Origin of the sequence: Lacticaseibacillus salsurae (assembly GCF_045862175.1) — a bacterium.
Classification (GTDB): domain Bacteria; phylum Bacillota; class Bacilli; order Lactobacillales; family Lactobacillaceae; genus Lacticaseibacillus; species Lacticaseibacillus salsurae.
This window is the reverse complement of the sequence record NZ_BAAFZI010000003.1, coordinates 94,480-110,920: the sequence shown is the minus strand read 5'-3', so window position 1 is coordinate 110,920 and position 16,441 is coordinate 94,480. Positions and strand designations below refer to the sequence as shown.

The window sequence follows — 16,441 nt, the reverse complement described above, 5'->3', positions numbered from 1 at the left end:
GGTCTGGTAACTTGAGGCACTGATTGGCAAGTTGCCTAAAGTTGATACGATGAAGAAACTCTTGGAACAAAACGAGCCCGGCGTCATTTGAAAGTTGACCGCCGTCGGCGGTCACAGTCACATTGGTATTGCATTGCAGGGATAAGCTGGTTAAAGTTGAGATGGTGTGAAGCCTCGCTTTCGTGATGGTTTTCGTTGACTCAACCTTAGCATATAGGCGCACCCAATGGGTGAAACACCAAAGCAGCGCAGTCCCGTGTGAATCGTGGGATTGCGCTGCTTTTTTGAAATTCTATGAATAATCCAGGTTTACTTATCAACCCGGTCTTGAAAGTGGCGGTAATTTATCCGCGCCGAAAGACCTGCGCACCTTGTATACCATGAGCCATCATACTTTGTTGGCGCATGCGCGCATCAACGCGTTTGTCCGCGCCCATTATCCCAAGCTCAAACTCGGCGGAATGTTAGCTTACGCGCAAGTGTATCCTGCCACAGCACAGCCTGAAGATGTGGAAGCCACGCGACAGATCAATGAATTTTTGAACAACAGTTATTTGGATATTTTTGCTTTTGGCCATTATTCACCGGAAGTGTTGCACTTCATGACCACTCAGCATTTGGATGACATCATTCAACCAGGTGATCTTGAAGAACTTGCCACCATCCGCAGCGATTTTATTGCGTTTAGTTATTATGCCTCCCAAGCCATCGATCACACCAAGATCCAACCTGGATCAGCGGTGAATTGGTGGATGGAACAAGCCAGCATCGAAAATCCCAACCTCAAAGCCACGGAATGGGGTTGGCAAATCGATGCGGTCGGTTTCAAAAATGTTTTGGCAAAGCTTTGGAATTACACCGGCTTGCCGGTTTTCCCGATCGAAAATGGGATCGGCGTGCGCGAAGTCTGGGACGGCCAACATCCGATCCAAGACGACTATCGCATCAGCTATCATCGCGCACATTTGCAGCAACTCAAAGCCGCCGTATCGCTTGGCGTGCCAGTGATCGGGTATTTGGCTTGGGGGTTGATCGACATCCCCAGCTCAAAAGGCGACGTTGATAAACGTTATGGCGCCGTTTACGTCAACCACACCAATCACGATAACAAAGACTTGCGCCGGATCCCTAAAGCCAGCTTTGCTTGGTTTCAACAAGTTTTCCGTAGTAACGGTGAAAATCTCGAAAACATTCAATAGATAGGAGTGAAAATAATGACTCAATCCAAGAGCCAGAGATTTCTTGATAAGTTCTCCGAAGTCGCCGGACGCTTCGGCAATCAAGTGCACTTGCGCTCATTGCGTGACGCTTTTGCCATGATCATGCCGCTGTTCATTTTGGCTGGGATCGGCACGTTGATCAACAACGTCGTCTTTCCAAAAATTGCCAGTGGCGACACCTTGGCCCATTTGCAAGTTTGGGGCAGCTTGATCGCCAATGGGACGTTAAACATTGCCGGGTTGATGTTAGCACCAGTCGTCGGCTTCATTTTGGCGCGCAACCGCAATTATCAAAACCCGATCATGGCAGCGATCATCGCGTTAGCCAGCTTAGTGATGATGATGCCAGTTACCATTTCCTTGATCCCCACCGGCGCCAAAAAAGCCGTTGATGTCACTGGGGCGTTGAGTTTTACCAACCTTGGGACCACCGGCATGTTTGCCGGCATCATTATCGGCTTATTGGCGACTGAAGTCTTCATTCGTTTAGGCAACATCAAACGTTTGCAGATCAACCTTGGCGACCAAGTGCCACCGGCGGTTTCGCAATCATTCAACGCTTTGATCCCAGCGACATTGACATTAAGTTTGTTTGCTTTATTCTCGGCATTATTGATCGTTTGGGGCAACACCAACTTGATCGCTTTGATCACCACCATTATTCAAGAACCATTGCGGCGCTTGAATACCAGCTTGCCTGGGATGTTGATCATTTACTCCACTGGGAACTTCTTATACACCTTAGGTATTCACCAAGCCGTCATCAACGGCACCTTGTTGGATCCAGTGTTGTTAGTGAACATGGCTAAAAACACCGCAGCCTTTGCGGCGCACAAACCGATCCCTTACATCATGTCCAACACCTTCCGCGATACCTTTGGGATGATGGGCGGGACTGGTTCCACCATTGCCTTATTGATCGCGATCTTCTTTTTCTCCAAACTCAAATCCAATAAAGATATCGCTGCTTTAGCCATCGTTCCTGGGATCTTTAACATCAACGAACCCGTGATCTTTGGCTTCCCGATCGTGTTCAACTTACCGATGATGATCCCCTTCGTGCTTAATCCAGTCATCGGGATCTTGATCGCCTATGCGGCAACCGTGATGGGCTTTATGAATCGGGTTTGTGTCATGGTACCTTGGACGACCCCGCCTTTGATCAATGGCTTCTTAGCCACTGCCGGCGACTGGCGGGCGGTGATCGTGCAACTGTTGATCATTAATATCTTGGTTTACATTCCGTTTTTGAAAGTCTCGGATCGCGTCATGATGAAGCAAGCCGAGCAGTCTGCACAATAGTTACAAAAAGCATCGACTTGCATTGCAGGCCGATGTTTTTGTTAGTTTTCAGGTAAAAAAATGGGAAATCTATTTATATCAGTCCTTCATTATCTTGAAAGTGTCGCCAGCAACTGCTTTTTCTGCTTGCGCGTGCGCACGATGACCAAACGCTGCGTTTCTCGCAACTGCGCCAGCACCGGCTGCAAACACCGCTTCTCGACTTGAGAGAAGCGCAGCACATACCACAAGAACTGCACATATTCGCGATTCCAGTGCTCAACAAAGTTTGCTGGCATTTCTGGGCGGCTGCTTGGGTCTTTGGCAAAGCGCCATGAGCGGCGCAATATCCGCACCAACGCGACTAACGCATTGCAGCGCACCCACACAATTACGTCTGCTTGCGGCACGCGTTGCTTTAATGTGCTGGCATAATTGCCATCGATCAGCCAATCCTCATGCGCTGCCATGAAAGCTTGTTGCTGGGCAATGAAGCGCTGTTTGGCTTGGGCGCTATAATCGTCGGCATGCCACAGCTGGTCTAAAGCCAGGATGGGCCAGCCGGTTTGTTGTGCAATGGCAGAAGCCAGTGTTGACTTCCCGGCACCAGGCCGGCCAATCAATAAGAGTTTCATCGTTTATCCTCCAGCATAAGAATACCGCACCAGTCTTTAGTCGACTAGTGCGGTATCGATTAGGCTTCAGGAATTTTGGGGACTTCCCATTTTTGGTTGCGTTGGGGCTAAAACCGCTTGACATCACAGCCTTGTTTTAGTTGCGTTCCACAAAGCAACGCCCAGCAATACAAACGCCTTGAGACCTCGATTCAAAAAGCGAATCGGGGTCCCAAGGCGCCTGTATTGTGGGCTAAGAGCGCTTGACGTCACAGCCTGTTTATAGCCGTTCGAACACGTCGCGGACGATCATTAATTCTTCGTTGGTTGGGATCAACAAAGTCTTGATCTTGGCATCTTTAGAAGACAGATCCACTTCCACGCCATGAGAGGCTTTGTTCACTGCATCATCGATCCCGGCGCCTAAGAAGTGCAATTTGTCGATGATCTGGCCGCGCATTTCGTCTGAATTTTCGCCAACGCCGCCGGTGAAGACCAACACATCGATGCCATCCATCACTGACGCATAGCCGGCGACATATTTGGCGGCGCGGTTGGCGTAAATATTCAACGCGAGCTTGGCTTGCGGGTTTTCAAATTCAACTTCCTTTAAATCGCGTTGATCTTGCGACAATTCAGAGATCCCTAACACCCCAGAATCATGGTTCAAAATGTGCAACATTTCATCCAAGCCGATGTCGAGCTTCTTCATCAAATAAGCCACCAATGAAAAGTCGATATCCCCAGAACGCGTACTCATGGTGATCCCAGCTAACGGCGTGAAGCCCATCGACGTGTCAACAGACTTGCCACCTTGTACCGCAGTGATCGACGAACCAGAGCCTAAATGCATCACCACGGTTTTGAGGTCTTTGACATCTTTGCCTAAAAATTCAGCCGTGCGCTTGGAAACATAACGCACTGAAGTCCCATGGGCGCCATATTTGCGGGCGCCGTATTCTTTGTAGTACTTGTAAGGGATCGAGTATAAGAAGTTTTCTGGTGACATGGTTTGGTGAAAGGCAGTATCAAACACCGCAACTTCAGTGGCCCATGGCATCATTTTGCGGAAAACGTCGATGTATTGGGCTTCAACTGGGTTATGCAACGGGGCATAATCGCGCAGGTTTTGGATCTGTAACAACACGTCATCATCGACGACCGTTGATTCAGTAAATTGTTCGCCACCGGCAACGACCCGGTGACCGATCCCAACGATCTCATGTAATTCTTTGACTAGCCCCAATGACTTCAAATTCTCCATCACTGATGCCACTGCTTCGCCAAAGTTGGCGACGGGTTTGTCATCGCGATAAACTTGATGATCGCCATATTTCACTTTGATGTTACCTTTTGGTTGGCCTAAGCGATCGACTAACCCTTCTGCGAGTTCGTTTTCCGCGGGCATTTCAAATAATTTCCATTTTAACGTTGAGCTACCAGCGTTTACTGCTAAAATTTTAACCATTTCATTCACTCCTTGAATCACGACCAGCTTGTGGGTCGCGCATATTGACGCGCAAGCGCGTATTATTTTTGGGGATGGTGTGCCGCATGCCACGCGGCGATCTGGGCAAGTCTGGCGGCGACTTTGGCTTCTGATCCAGCCGTGCCAGGATGGTAATAGTGGTGGCCTACCAAGTTGTCTGGCATGGTTTGCATGTCGGTGAGCTTGTCTTTGGTGTCATGAGCGTATTGATAGTCTTTGCCATAGCCGAGATCTTTCATGAGATCCGTGACCCCATTGCGGATCTGCAGCGGTACTGGCTCGTCGCGATCATTCAGCGCATCAGCTTTAGCCGCTTCATAGGCGGTATAAACCGCGTTGGATTTTGGCGCTAAGCTTAAATACACCACCGCATGTGCCAAGTGCACCGCACATTCTGGCATGCCCAAAAACTGGCAAGCTTGAAATACCGACACGCAGATCTCTACGGCACGGCTATCGGCCATCCCGACATCTTCTGAAGCAAAACGCACCAAGCGTCTGGCCACATAAAGGGGATCTTCGCCGCCTTCAAGCATTCGCGCCAGCCAATAAAGCGCCGCGTCTACGTCAGAATTGCGCATCGATTTATGTAGCGCTGAAATCAAGTTGTAGTGTTCTTCACCGTTTTTGTCGTAAAGCAGCTGCTTTTTGGTCAACAGTTGCGCCACCGCATCTGCCGCCACTTGAATATGCGCGTTGTCTTCAGTTTGGGCGTTAGTCACTGCCATTTCCAAGGTGTTTAGCGCAATGCGCGCATCCCCATTGGCGAAATCCGCGATTTGGCGTAATACCTTGTCGTCGATCTCAACTTCAGAAGACCCGTAGCCGCGCGGATCGCTAAGCGCACGTTTCAATAACGTGACCAAATCGTCTGCCGTCAGCGCGTGCAAAACAAACACCCGCAAGCGGCTCAACAACGCGGCATTGACTTCAAATGACGGGTTTTCAGTCGTCGCGCCGATCAAGGTGATACTGCCGCGTTCCACATAAGGCAAAAACGCGTCTTGTTGGGCTTTGTTAAAACGGTGAATTTCATCAACAAACACGATGGTCCGTTGACCTAACGCTTGATTGGCTTCAGCGTCTTGCATCACCTTTTTGATCTCAGTGATGCCGCTAGTCACTGCCGAAAACGTGACGAATTCGGCTTTGGTTTGCTTGGCAATGATCCGCGCCAGCGTGGTTTTACCAACACCAGGCGGCCCCCAAAAAATCATCGACGCCACATGATCGGCTAAAATCAGCTGCCGTAGCACGCGGTCTTTGCCAAGCAGATGCTGCTGTCCGACCACTTCATCAATCGTTTGCGGTCGCATACGGCTGGCCAGCGGCGAAAACCGCTGTGTATCAAAAAGACTACTCAATCTGCCACCTTCTATTCCCTGGCGCAGCCCTAAAAAAGGCTACGCTTATTCAAATATCAAAAATTTGAACATGAGTCTACTATAACATGAAAACGTTATCTTTAAAGACCCAGGCTCGAATTTCGTAAACCATTTCACATATTTTCGGCACTATGCCGACTCCCTTGGCTGTGATACCATGAAGCTAAAGATTGTAGCGATTTCACGAAAGGTGGCCTCTTATATGTCTGTATCTCAACTGTCTGAATTTCCGCAAGGCCCATTTTCAGCCTTTTCCATTGCTAAAATGTCACACTTTTTGCCGATCCGCCCTGACCTTGACCCTGAGGTCTTGCAAACTTTCTTTGGCCCAGACGCAGCCAATGTCCGCCAAAGTGAAGCCGGGATCACCTTGCGCTTGCCAGACGCTTCACCATTACGCGCCAAAAACGGTGAGATCATTGCGCGTTTTACCAATGGCAAATACAAAGTGATCGATGTCGACTACTATCGCAAGAATTTCAACGATCCGTTATAGGAGTAGCTATGATCAGTTTTGAAAAATACCATCCATTGTTATCGGCGCATTACACCTTAGATTGGCTGACCAATGCCAACTTAAAAGCCGTGCATGAACTGCGCGCTAACGCCACTCAAGCGGAATTATCCGGTCGCAAAACCGACTTGGATATTCCGGCGACGGCGCATTATATCAACCAGTCTATGCGCTTGGTCATGAAAAATAAAGCTTTGTTATATGGCATTACCGATCGCGCCACTCAAAAATTTGTCGGCAGTATTTGCTTGTGGCAATTCGACGCTGACTTCACCCGCGCACAAATGCGCTTAGAAGTCGCCGATGCCAAAAACGCCGACGCCTTGTATCAAGAGATCATTCCGCGCGTGGTCGGCTTTTCGTTTTTTGAACTCGGCTTGGCGCAATTGACCATGATCGTGCCAGAAAATGCCGACTTGTTGCAGTGGTTATCCGCCAATCACTTCCAAAGCCAGCCTTATCCGCACACCCGCAAGCTGGCATCTGGTCAAAAAGTGGCGTTGCTGGCCATGACCCTTAACCGTGACACTGTCGCAGATGACCCGGCGTACCGCTTTTAAATCCAAATAAAAAGTCCTTTGGAAAAATTTTCCAAAGGACTTTTTGCCTGTCTACATCAATGCCATAAACACGAAATCTAAGACAAACCCGGCAGTCACGACCCATAACACCGGATGCACTTCTTTGGCTTTGCCGGTGATCAACTTGATCAAGCAATAGAAGATAAACCCAGCCGCGATGCCATAAGAAATGTTGTAGATCAAACCCATGACGATCGAGGCCATAAACGCTGGGATCGCATCTTCAAGATTGGACCAATCGATTTCTTTGAAGCTGGACATCATCATGACCCCGACCATGACCAACGCTGGCGCAACGGCTTGGCTTGGCACAATGGCGATCAAAGGTGACAACAAACTGGATAAGCCAAAGCAGATCGCCACGACTACTGCCGTTAACCCAGTGCGACCACCAGCACCGATGCCAGCAGCGGATTCAACAAACACGGTGATGTTTGACGTGCCAAAAATCGAGCCGACCCCAGTGGCGATCGCGTCAGAAAACAGCGCTTTGTCCATTTTGCTGGAGAAGCCGTGGCCTTTTTCCATCGCCTGCATGTCTGCGCTGGTAAAGATCCCAGTGCGCCGCCCAGTGCCGATGAACGTGCCTAACGTATCGAAAATATCGGAGAAACTAAAGGCGAAGATCGTCATGATCGACAGCAAGATATGGTGGGCATCGGTAAATAAGCTGCCAAAGCCTTTGCTAGAAAATGCTGCGCCGAAAGTCGTGCCTAACTGGCTGATGGCATGGCCTAAGGTGTTGGCCCCAGAAATATGTAAGTTCGTCACCCCAAATGGGATCCCGATCAACGTCGTGGCGACGATGCCGATCAATACCGCACCAGGGACTTTTTTGACCACTAAGACTGCCATTAGCAACAAGCCGATCAGCGCCACTAACGCGCCAGGTTGGGTGAAGTTCACCAAAGCCGGCACGATCCCGCCGCCAGAAACCACCGAGTCGATGCCGTTTTTAAAGGTGTGGGCAGTCGCCGCGCCGCCATTCACACTTAAAATACTGGACGCATCAGAGGTAAATTGCAAAAAGCCGGAGTTCTTCAAGCCGATATACGCCACGAACACCCCGATCCCACCGCCAATGGCATGTTGCATCACTTCTGGGATCGCGACAATGATCAACTTCCGGATCTTGGTGACGGTGATCAAAATATTGATCATCCCGCATAAAAACACCAGCGCCAAAGCCTCTTGCCAGCTAAAGCCTAATGCAAACACCACAGTATATGTAAAGAATGCATTGAGCCCTAAGCCTGGTGCCAACGCGTAAGGCACATTGGCAAACAAGCCCATGATCAACGTCCCAGTCGCACTGGCAATAATGGTGGCTAAAAACACCGCCTGCGATGGCATACCAGTCAACGATAAGGTATCTGGGGCAACGAACAAAATGTATGACATGGCAAAAAATGTCGTCAACCCCGCAATAATTTCACGGCGCTTGGTCGTATGGTTCGCTTCTAGTTGGAAAAACTGGTCCATGATAGGCTCCTTAAATTAAAATGTTAAGTTTTAGCCTACACGCCTTTGCTTGGATAATCAAGATAAAAAGCGGCTATTTTCCATTAGAATATTTTTAATGTTCGGGTTTTACCTAGGCACTTCCCAGAAATGTTTGATTTTCACAATTTGCAACCGTTTTCGTTCGGAATTTTTTGCGATTTTGGTGATTGTCTGCCCATTTGCTTTAGTTTTCGGTTTTTCACTCGGACACAAAAACAGCCTGGCGTTGGCCAGGCTGCGAGAAGATCACGATTTATAAAACAGCTAACACAATGAAGTTGATGATAAACCCGATCGATACGATCGCCAAGATCGGATGGATCTCTTTGGCCTTGCCAGTGATCAGCTTGACCAAGCAATAGAAGATAAACCCTGCGGCGATGCCGTAAGAAATGTTGTAGATCAACCCCATGACGACTGAGGCCATGAATGCCGGTACCGCTTCTTCAAGGTTGGACCAGTCGATTTCCTTCAAGCTGGAAACCATCATGACCCCAACTAAGATCAATGCTGGCGCAACGGCTTGCGTTGGCACCACCGAAATGATCGGCGCAAACACCGCAGAGATCAAGAAGCATACCGCAGTGGTCACCGCCGTTAAGCCGGTACGACCACCAGCGCCGATGCCGGCAGCGGATTCCACATAAGTCGTGGTGTTAGACGTCCCGAAAATCGCCCCGATCGAAGTGGCAATGGAATCGGCGAACAAGGCTTTGTCCATTTTGCTGGAGAACCCATGGCCATTTTCCATGGCTTTTTCATCGGCGTCAGAGAAGATCCCAGTGCGCCGGCCAGTCCCAATGAAGGTACCTAACGTATCGAACGTATCTGAGAAGCTAAAGGCGAAGATCGTCATGATCGACACGACTGTTTGCGTTGGGCTAGTAAACAAGCTGCCCATGCCGTTGGCGCCAAACGCTGCGCCGAAAGTCGTGCCTAATTGTGTGAACGAGTTGGAAAAGCTGTTGGCACTGGAGAATGATAAGTTGGTAACGCCCATGGGGATCCCGATCAACGTGGTGACCACGATTCCGATCAAAACGGCGCCAGGAACTTTTTTGACGACCAAGATCGTCATTAATAACAACCCGATCAACGCCAACATCGCGCCTGATTGGGTGAAGTTCACCAACGCTGGTACGATGCCGCCGCCAGTCACGACGCCGGTAACGCCACCTTTGAAGTGCGTCGTCGCAGCGTTATAAGCGGCATTGTTGATGCTTAAAATGTTGGAAGAATCAGAAGTGAATTGCAAGAAGCCGGCATTCTTCAAACCGATGTAACCAACGAAGATCCCGATCCCACCGCCGATGGCATGTTGCATCACTTCTGGGATCGCCATGATGATCATTTTCCGAACTTTCGTGACGGTGATCAAAATATTGATCATCCCACAAATGAAGACTAACGCTAACGCTTGTTGCCACTTGAAGCCTAATGCAAACACCACGGTATACGTGAAGAAGGCATTCAGCCCCATGCCTGGTGCCAAAGCATATGGCACATTGGCAAATAGGCCCATGACCAACGTCCCAACTGCTGAAGCAATGATCGTCGCCAAGAACACACCTTGTGAAGGCATCCCTGTCAGTGACAAGATCTGTGGGTTGACGAATAAAATGTACGACATCGCGAAGAATGTCGTTAATCCCGCCATAATTTCAGTGCCAACTTTGGTATTGTTCGCACGTAGTTGAAAGAAATTTTCCATGATAGCTCCTTTGTTCGTCTTTAGGATGATTAAAGCTTACCGCATCCAGCAAAGAAGTTCAAGTAAAAATACGTTTGTTTTGGTAATTAATTCATTTAATATTCGTGTTTAACGCGTAACTTCCGTTTCAGTGGCGCCAGTCGTTAAGAATTCGATCAAGTACCCTAAGGAATAAAACACCATATTATGCACCGCAGTTTGGGTGTAATACGCAATATGCGGCGCCAACAACACATCATCGCGTTGCAACAACACGTCCCACAATGGATCATGGAAATGACCAGTACGATCAAAGTTGACCAACGCCGAAGATTCATTCTCGAATGTGTCGATGCCAGCGCCACCAAGCTTGCCTGCTTCTAAAGCAGCCAGCAACGCTTTGGTATCGATGAGATTGCCACGGGCGGTATTAATGATCACCGCATCTGGCTTCATTTGGGCGATCGCGTCAGCGTCGATCAAATGATCATTGGCGGCGATGCCAGGAATATGCAGATCGATCACGTCACTTTGCGCATATAACGTTGGCAGATCAACATATTCACATTCCAGATCCGTGTGCACCGGATGCGGATCATAGGCTAACACTTTGGCGCCAAAACCTTTGAATAAGCGGATCGCCGCTTGGCCGATACGACCAGCGCCGATCACGCCCACGGTTTGTTGGGCGAGCTCACGGCCGATGAACGTGGTGGACTTGCCGTAATCATCAGCTTTCAAAGCCGCTTCAACTTCGCCTAAACGCCGCAACAAGTTCAACGTCATGGTCACGGCAAACTCGGCAATGGCGTTTGGCGAATAAGCTGGCGTGTTGGCGATGCGGACACCAGCTTTTTTCGCCGCGTCAAAATCGATATTATCTGTGCCAACATTGCGGATCGTCAGAAATTTAATACCGTATTCGCCCATTTTTTCGAACATGGCGGCAGAATATGGCGTGGTTTGTAAACAGTTGATCCCATCGTACCCTTGGGCATAATGGATCGTGTCTTCGGTCAATAATTCTGTGCGGATCGTCAACTCATGTCCTGAGGTTTGTCCCCATTGGTTTAAATAGTCGATTTCGTCGACGCGTGCGCCGTAAGCGATGATTTTCAAGCTGTGTGCCCTCCTTATTGGCTTAATAATTTTCAGCATAACGAAATTTCACGACTTTTGCATGAAAGTGCCATGAGAGAAAAAGGTTAAGAATTGATGAAAACGGTTACGTTCCTATCGAGATTTTAGGCTTTTGTGGTACACTTAGGGTTCTATAAACTTACGGAGGGATCATTCCTATGAAGATTGTCGTTTTAGCTGGCGGTCGTAGCACCGAGCGAAACGTCTCTATCTCTAGTGGCTACCGCCTGACCAACGCTTTGCGTGAAAAAGGCCACCAAGCCACATTCATTGATTTATTTTTAGGGTTCGACTTACAAGGCCGCGACCCAGAGACTGCTTTTGAAACAGCCAACACCAGTGACAACTTATTGATCTCAGACGCCGTATTGACCGACGACGTCATCAACAAGCTGCGCACTGACGGCACCACTCAGTTGTTTGGTCCAAATGTTTTGGCCATTTGTAAAGCCGCGGATATCGTGGTGATCGGCTTACATGGTGGCGATGGTGAAAATGGTAAAGTTCAAGCCGTGCTCGACTTGAACAATATCAAATATACTGGCAGCGGCAGCACCGCTTCTGGGATCACCATGAACAAAGTCTACAGCAAAGAGATCATGTTATATCAAGGGATCAAAACTGCGGCTTTTGTTGAGATCACCCGCGACCAAGGCGCCAAAGGCCACCGCTTGCCTTTCGCTTACCCAGTCGTGTTAAAGCCAACGTCTGGTGGCTCTTCTGTCGGCACGCACATTGCCCATGACGCCGCAGAACTAGAATCTGGTTTGGAAGATGTGTTCCGTTTTGATAATTCTGCGATCATTGAAGAATTTATCAAAGGCCGTGAATTCTCCTTAGGCGTGGTCAATGGGCATGCGTTCCCAGCCATTGAGATCAAAGTGCATGACGGCTGGTATGACTTCGAACATAAATTTATCGAAGGCCACACCACTTTCGTCACCCCACCAGAAGACTTGTCGGATGCCGTCCATGACGAAATGAAGCGCGTGGCGGTACAAACCATGGATGCGCTAGGCATGCAAAACTATGGCCGCGTGGACTTCTTCGTGGATGACAATGATGCCGTTTGGGTGATCGAAGCCAACAACTTGCCTGGCATGACCCCACTTTCCTTGTTACCACAAGAAGCCGAAGCTGAAGGCGTGGCTTACGGCGACTTGGTCGAAAGTATCGTCAACGGCAAGCTCGAGTTATATGCACAAGGCATGAACAACTAGTAACTCTGAACCCTTAAGGCGTGGCCTTAAGGGTTTTTGTTTGACAAAAATTTTTCGGCATGCGATACTACTTGCGGTGCCAAACCACGATAAGTGTAAGCGACCGGCGCGCAAGCGTTCAGAAGGTTGCCGCAGCTTATCACGAAACCGGCCTGCAGACATGCAGGTCGGTTTTTTTATTTGTGTCCAAACAGCCGCAACATGATCGCACGCCACCAGCGCCCTTTTTTCAACGGGTCACTTTGCGCATTGCGCTTCAAAGTTTGCCATTCGCGTTGACCTTGCTGGCGATGCCAATACCCCCAAACGAACAACACCAACACACTTGGCCCTCCGATCAGCCACCACATGTTGCTCACTTCCTTTCATGGCGCTGCTGGCGTCGGTGCCGCAGCTAGCGTCCACTGAATTGGCGCTGCAAAACTGCCAGCCAAAGGCGCTGGGATCGGTGGTAAATTCAACGTCGCCGTGGTCTCCCAAATCGCCAGCGGTGCTTGGATATCGGCGATCGTCGTGGCCGTCGCCCCGATCGTCACTGGCAAACGCGCTGGTGCTTGAGCGCCTTGAAACGCCATCACCACTGAGCCACCATTGGCACCTAGCGGGGTTTGCGTCGCCGTGGCCTGAAAATCTGGCATTTGTACTTGTAATTGCCAAGGGCCGGCCTCATCGCGGCGATCAGATACGATCAACGGTTGCGGGCCATTCACTGATGGCAACTGGGTACTACCTGAGATCAACGCTGAAACTGTCGGCGACGTGATCACCCCAGCCGCATCGTTAGCAAAATAAAAACTCGGCACTGCTTGTAATGCCAATCCTGCAGGTGGGATCACCGCGAAGTTGGCGACATTTGAATTCAGCGTATAGGTTTGCCCATCAGCGTCGACTTGCATCACCACTTGATAGTGGCGATCATTGTCAGCGCTGGTCACCACTGGCCCTGATGCGGTTAGCGCGGAACTGGAAACTGCCGGCTGATCCGGCAATTGCCCTGCTGTATCCGCAAAATACCACGCGGCATTGACCAGTTGGCCCGCTGGCAAAGCCGGGGCTTGAAACAGTGCGTGATCAAAGGCGTTGGCTGAACCATCTGCCAGCTTGATGATAGTCAACCGCCGCCCAGTCACTTGTGGGCCGCCGGCAGTGGTGAAGTTAACTTCAATATCCACTGTTCCGGCGTCAGGTCCGGCAGTCACTGTGCCATCAGCGCTGATCTTGACTAAATCAGACGGGGTTTGGGTGCCAGGTTGATACGCATGCCACACGATCGCACTGGCGCTTGCCGGTAGCGCCAACACGGTCGCTTTAAGGCTGGTCGTCGGCGCTTTTGGTGACTGCGGACCACCGCTGGTAAACAAAAATGGCGCATTAAAATCCATATCATAGAATTCAAAATTGAATCCTTGCGTCACATTGAGTTTAGCGGTGTTGCTGCGCACATTTTGTGCAACTATCGTATCGCCGCGCTTGAAGTCACTGATGGCATACACATCAGCGCCGATTTTGGTAGACGGGATCCCCAAACTGCCGTTGGCGCTGGTTGGTTGCAACACCCCACCCACATACCAGCGCGTATTGGTGGCGGTCAACCCTGGTGGTAACTGCAAATTAAACGTGGCTGGCTGATTTTCAGTCACCGTTACATCTGCGAGATTGGCGGTATCTACGATCGCTGGACTGGATACCACGTTGATCGGTGCATCCCCGCCAAACATCGGGGCAAACTGGATCTGTGCTTGAATCGGGGTGCTGGAAACTTGACCATTGGCTGTCACTTGCAAGCCATTACCTGATAGTTGCGTCGTTAGTGCCGGGTTTGAGGTGAATTGATAATTGGGTACGATCGAATTATCTAACCCATCGACTGCCAGATTAGTACTTTGGCCTTTAAATAAGACTGATTCGCTTGGCGTCAGCGTCGGTGCATAGTTGGTCGGAACGACTAAAATGCGCGCTAAATTTGACGAGACCGTCCGCAACGGATCTCCTAAAAAGGTTAAATTGACATTGATCTGTAAGGTATACCAAGTCGGTTGGGTAACTTGTGGGATCTTCATTTCATAGCGAATATCATCATTATTGACTGCGCCACTAGGGTACTTGCCGGTTTGATACACCAGCCCATATTCAGCCGCCTGGGCCAGTATCGCCGGGTCGGCACTCCAATCACCAGAGAAGTTGTCGACTGCGCCTGTGGCTTTTTGAACATTGATACTTAACGACGCCGTACGAATGAAATCCCAACCCGTTTTGGCCACTGACGCGCGCAATTGCATGTCTTCACCGGCACGCACGATGGTCCAGCCAGTCACTGGCGCTCCCACATTGCTCATTCGATACCAAGTGGGTTGGATCTTGAAATAAGTGCTAACGCCAGTGGTCGGTGAGATCTGATGAAACCCGTCTTGAAAGCCGGTTGGTGGGATGACGCTTGGGGTGGCGGCGTGACTTGGGTGAAGGGGACAGGTCCAAAGTCCCAAACAAGTGAATAATGCAAGCATCCCCCAAGTTCTAATGCGCATGTCGGCGCCCTCCTTGCCAGATCCAAATCCCACTGATCCCAGCTATCCAGAAAATGTCAAAAGTACTCGCAGTGCTCCCCTCCCCAACTTGTGGAAAACGTTGATTAGCCGCCGTCGTTTTGGTGCCACTAGCAGTTGGCGACTGAGAACTTGCAGATGAGCTGGTATTAGGCTGATTGCCTTGCGTTGCTGGCATTTCCGGTCGCAATTCAAATTGGGCGATACTTTGCCCGCCAGTGCTGGCCAATAACCCAGTGGTGATCACCAAACTCACCAGCCACTTAGGCATGTCGATCACCTCCGCGTTTTTTCCCGATCAAAATACCGATCAATAACGCCACCAGCAGTGCTAACCCAAACAGCCAAAGGTAATTGGGCTTTGGTGTCGTGGTTTTTGGCGGCGTTTCTGGCGTCAGCGCTTGCTTGATCGTGAAGGTTTTGGTCAAATGCCACTTGGTTTTGCCGGCAGTTGCATCGATCACTAGGCGATATTTGCCTGGGAGAAGCGTTTTTTTCGGCAATAATTGATAGGCCAGATCGCTGTTTGGCGCCATCGCGTAGTCGTGATCCGTTTGCGTGAGCACAGTTTTGCCTTGCAAACTGACCGTTGATTTCAACGTGATTTTGCCAAAAAGCGTGGGTTTGGGATTTTGCACATGCGCGGTGATCTGTTTGGCATTGGATGAAACGCTTGCCAAAGTCAGCTGCGGCGCGATTTTAGTTTCACTGGTTTGTAGCGCCACAGCGACGACCATGGCAAACTGGTTGGTGATGGCAAAGCCGCTACTGCTAGATTGCGGGTTTGGCGTTTGGTCTTGGGCATAGATCGCTCCTAATACTTCGCCAACAAAAGCTGGCGGTGTCACCGTAAAAGTCACCGTTTTGCCAGTATGCGGCGCTAAGTCGATAGTCACTGGCTTGGAGCCGATCGCGGTGACACTGGTTTGAGCGTTGATGCGAGGTTGCTTGTTAGGATCATATCCGATCTGCCCGTTGCTTTGGGTGTAGGCATCCGTTAATTGCAAACGGATCGTTTTGGTTTGATCAGATTGATTGGCGACCACCACAGGCAATTTCTCTTGGCCGCCAGGTTTGACCAATAAGTTGAACCACCCCAGATCGCCGCCGACTTGTGCGGCAGTCATTTGCGGCGTAAGGGTAAAACCTGCGCCTTGTGCATGTGCGATATGGCCAGGCCAAAATAGTAACAATAACCAACAAAAACACCACCATTTTTTCATAAGCCACCTCCTATGTACGCCAGGGTCACCCACTGGCG

Annotated in this window: 15 protein-coding genes; 5 read left to right on the top strand and 10 right to left on the bottom strand. The window is 49.9% G+C overall.

Annotation, left to right across the window (positions count from 1 at the left end; all coding sequences use genetic code 11):
• Positions 1-362: 362 nt before the first annotated feature.
• Entirely contained in the window at positions 363-1,199 is an 837-nt protein-coding gene (locus tag ACKTSG_RS02430; RefSeq protein WP_407891606.1) for a glycoside hydrolase family 1 protein, read from the top strand.
• Positions 1,200-1,214: 15 nt separating this feature from the next.
• A complete protein-coding gene (locus ACKTSG_RS02425) occupies positions 1,215-2,522 on the top strand; it encodes a PTS sugar transporter subunit IIC (RefSeq protein ID WP_407891599.1) in 1,308 nt (435 codons plus the stop codon).
• A gap of 89 nt (positions 2,523-2,611) precedes the next feature.
• On the opposite strand, the gene ACKTSG_RS02420 is transcribed toward ACKTSG_RS02425, so the two are convergent.
• The 3 genes from ACKTSG_RS02420 to ACKTSG_RS02410 all read right to left on the bottom strand — a co-directional run bounded on the left by ACKTSG_RS02420 (position 2,612) and on the right by ACKTSG_RS02410 (position 5,920).
• Positions 2,612-3,136, bottom strand: a complete 525-nt coding sequence (locus tag ACKTSG_RS02420) for an AAA family ATPase (RefSeq protein WP_407891597.1) — start codon at positions 3,134-3,136, stop codon at positions 2,612-2,614.
• A 259-nt stretch (positions 3,137-3,395) separates the two neighbouring features.
• Complete coding sequence (locus tag ACKTSG_RS02415; RefSeq protein ID WP_407891595.1) at positions 3,396-4,583, bottom strand: acetate/propionate family kinase; 1,188 nt, start codon at positions 4,581-4,583, stop codon at positions 3,396-3,398.
• A gap of 62 nt (positions 4,584-4,645) precedes the next feature.
• Complete coding sequence (locus ACKTSG_RS02410; protein ID WP_407891604.1) at positions 4,646-5,920, bottom strand: replication-associated recombination protein A; 1,275 nt, start codon at positions 5,918-5,920, stop codon at positions 4,646-4,648.
• A 271-nt stretch (positions 5,921-6,191) separates the two neighbouring features.
• On the opposite strand from ACKTSG_RS02410, the gene ACKTSG_RS02405 reads away from it, so the two are divergent.
• Together ACKTSG_RS02405 and ACKTSG_RS02400 are read left to right on the top strand one after the other, a co-directional pair.
• Complete coding sequence (locus tag ACKTSG_RS02405) at positions 6,192-6,485, top strand: hypothetical protein (RefSeq protein WP_407891593.1); 294 nt, start codon at positions 6,192-6,194, stop codon at positions 6,483-6,485.
• A gap of 8 nt (positions 6,486-6,493) precedes the next feature.
• A complete protein-coding gene (locus ACKTSG_RS02400) occupies positions 6,494-7,063 on the top strand; it encodes an N-acetyltransferase (RefSeq protein WP_407891591.1) in 570 nt (189 codons plus the stop codon).
• A 51-nt stretch (positions 7,064-7,114) separates the two neighbouring features.
• Here ACKTSG_RS02400 and ACKTSG_RS02395 read toward each other — a convergent pair whose 3' ends face one another.
• The 3 genes from ACKTSG_RS02395 to ACKTSG_RS02385 form a co-directional block, all read right to left on the bottom strand.
• On the bottom strand, positions 7,115-8,566 hold the full coding sequence (locus ACKTSG_RS02395) for an NCS2 family permease (RefSeq protein WP_407891589.1): 1,452 nt from the start codon (positions 8,564-8,566) through the stop codon (positions 7,115-7,117).
• 274 nt (positions 8,567-8,840) lie between these two features.
• Positions 8,841-10,298: an NCS2 family permease gene (locus tag ACKTSG_RS02390; RefSeq protein ID WP_407891587.1), complete on the bottom strand. Its 1,458-nt coding sequence runs from the start codon at positions 10,296-10,298 to the stop codon at positions 8,841-8,843.
• A gap of 108 nt (positions 10,299-10,406) precedes the next feature.
• On the bottom strand, positions 10,407-11,396 hold the full coding sequence (locus tag ACKTSG_RS02385) for a D-2-hydroxyacid dehydrogenase (RefSeq protein WP_407891585.1): 990 nt from the start codon (positions 11,394-11,396) through the stop codon (positions 10,407-10,409).
• 179 nt (positions 11,397-11,575) lie between these two features.
• On the opposite strand from ACKTSG_RS02385, the gene ACKTSG_RS02380 reads away from it, so the two are divergent.
• The gene (locus ACKTSG_RS02380; protein ID WP_407891583.1) at positions 11,576-12,637 is read left to right on the top strand and encodes a D-alanine--D-alanine ligase family protein; all 1,062 of its coding nucleotides are present in this window, start codon (positions 11,576-11,578) and stop codon (positions 12,635-12,637) included.
• A 176-nt stretch (positions 12,638-12,813) separates the two neighbouring features.
• On the opposite strand, the gene ACKTSG_RS02375 is transcribed toward ACKTSG_RS02380, so the two are convergent.
• Genes ACKTSG_RS02375 through ACKTSG_RS02360 form a run of 4 tightly spaced genes read right to left on the bottom strand, consistent with a single transcriptional unit; the run spans position 12,814 to position 16,403 of the window.
• Complete coding sequence (locus tag ACKTSG_RS02375; protein WP_407891581.1) at positions 12,814-12,987, bottom strand: hypothetical protein; 174 nt, start codon at positions 12,985-12,987, stop codon at positions 12,814-12,816.
• Positions 12,988-13,002: 15 nt separating this feature from the next.
• The gene (locus tag ACKTSG_RS02370) at positions 13,003-15,162 is read right to left on the bottom strand and encodes a hypothetical protein (RefSeq protein WP_407891580.1); all 2,160 of its coding nucleotides are present in this window, start codon (positions 15,160-15,162) and stop codon (positions 13,003-13,005) included.
• On the bottom strand, positions 15,152-15,451 hold the full coding sequence (locus ACKTSG_RS02365; protein WP_407891578.1) for a hypothetical protein: 300 nt from the start codon (positions 15,449-15,451) through the stop codon (positions 15,152-15,154). The genes ACKTSG_RS02370 and ACKTSG_RS02365 overlap by 11 nt, the downstream gene beginning before the upstream one ends.
• Positions 15,444-16,403, bottom strand: a complete 960-nt coding sequence (locus ACKTSG_RS02360) for a DUF3324 domain-containing protein (protein WP_407891576.1) — start codon at positions 16,401-16,403, stop codon at positions 15,444-15,446. The genes ACKTSG_RS02365 and ACKTSG_RS02360 overlap by 8 nt, the downstream gene beginning before the upstream one ends.
• Positions 16,404-16,441: the final 38 nt, after the last annotated feature.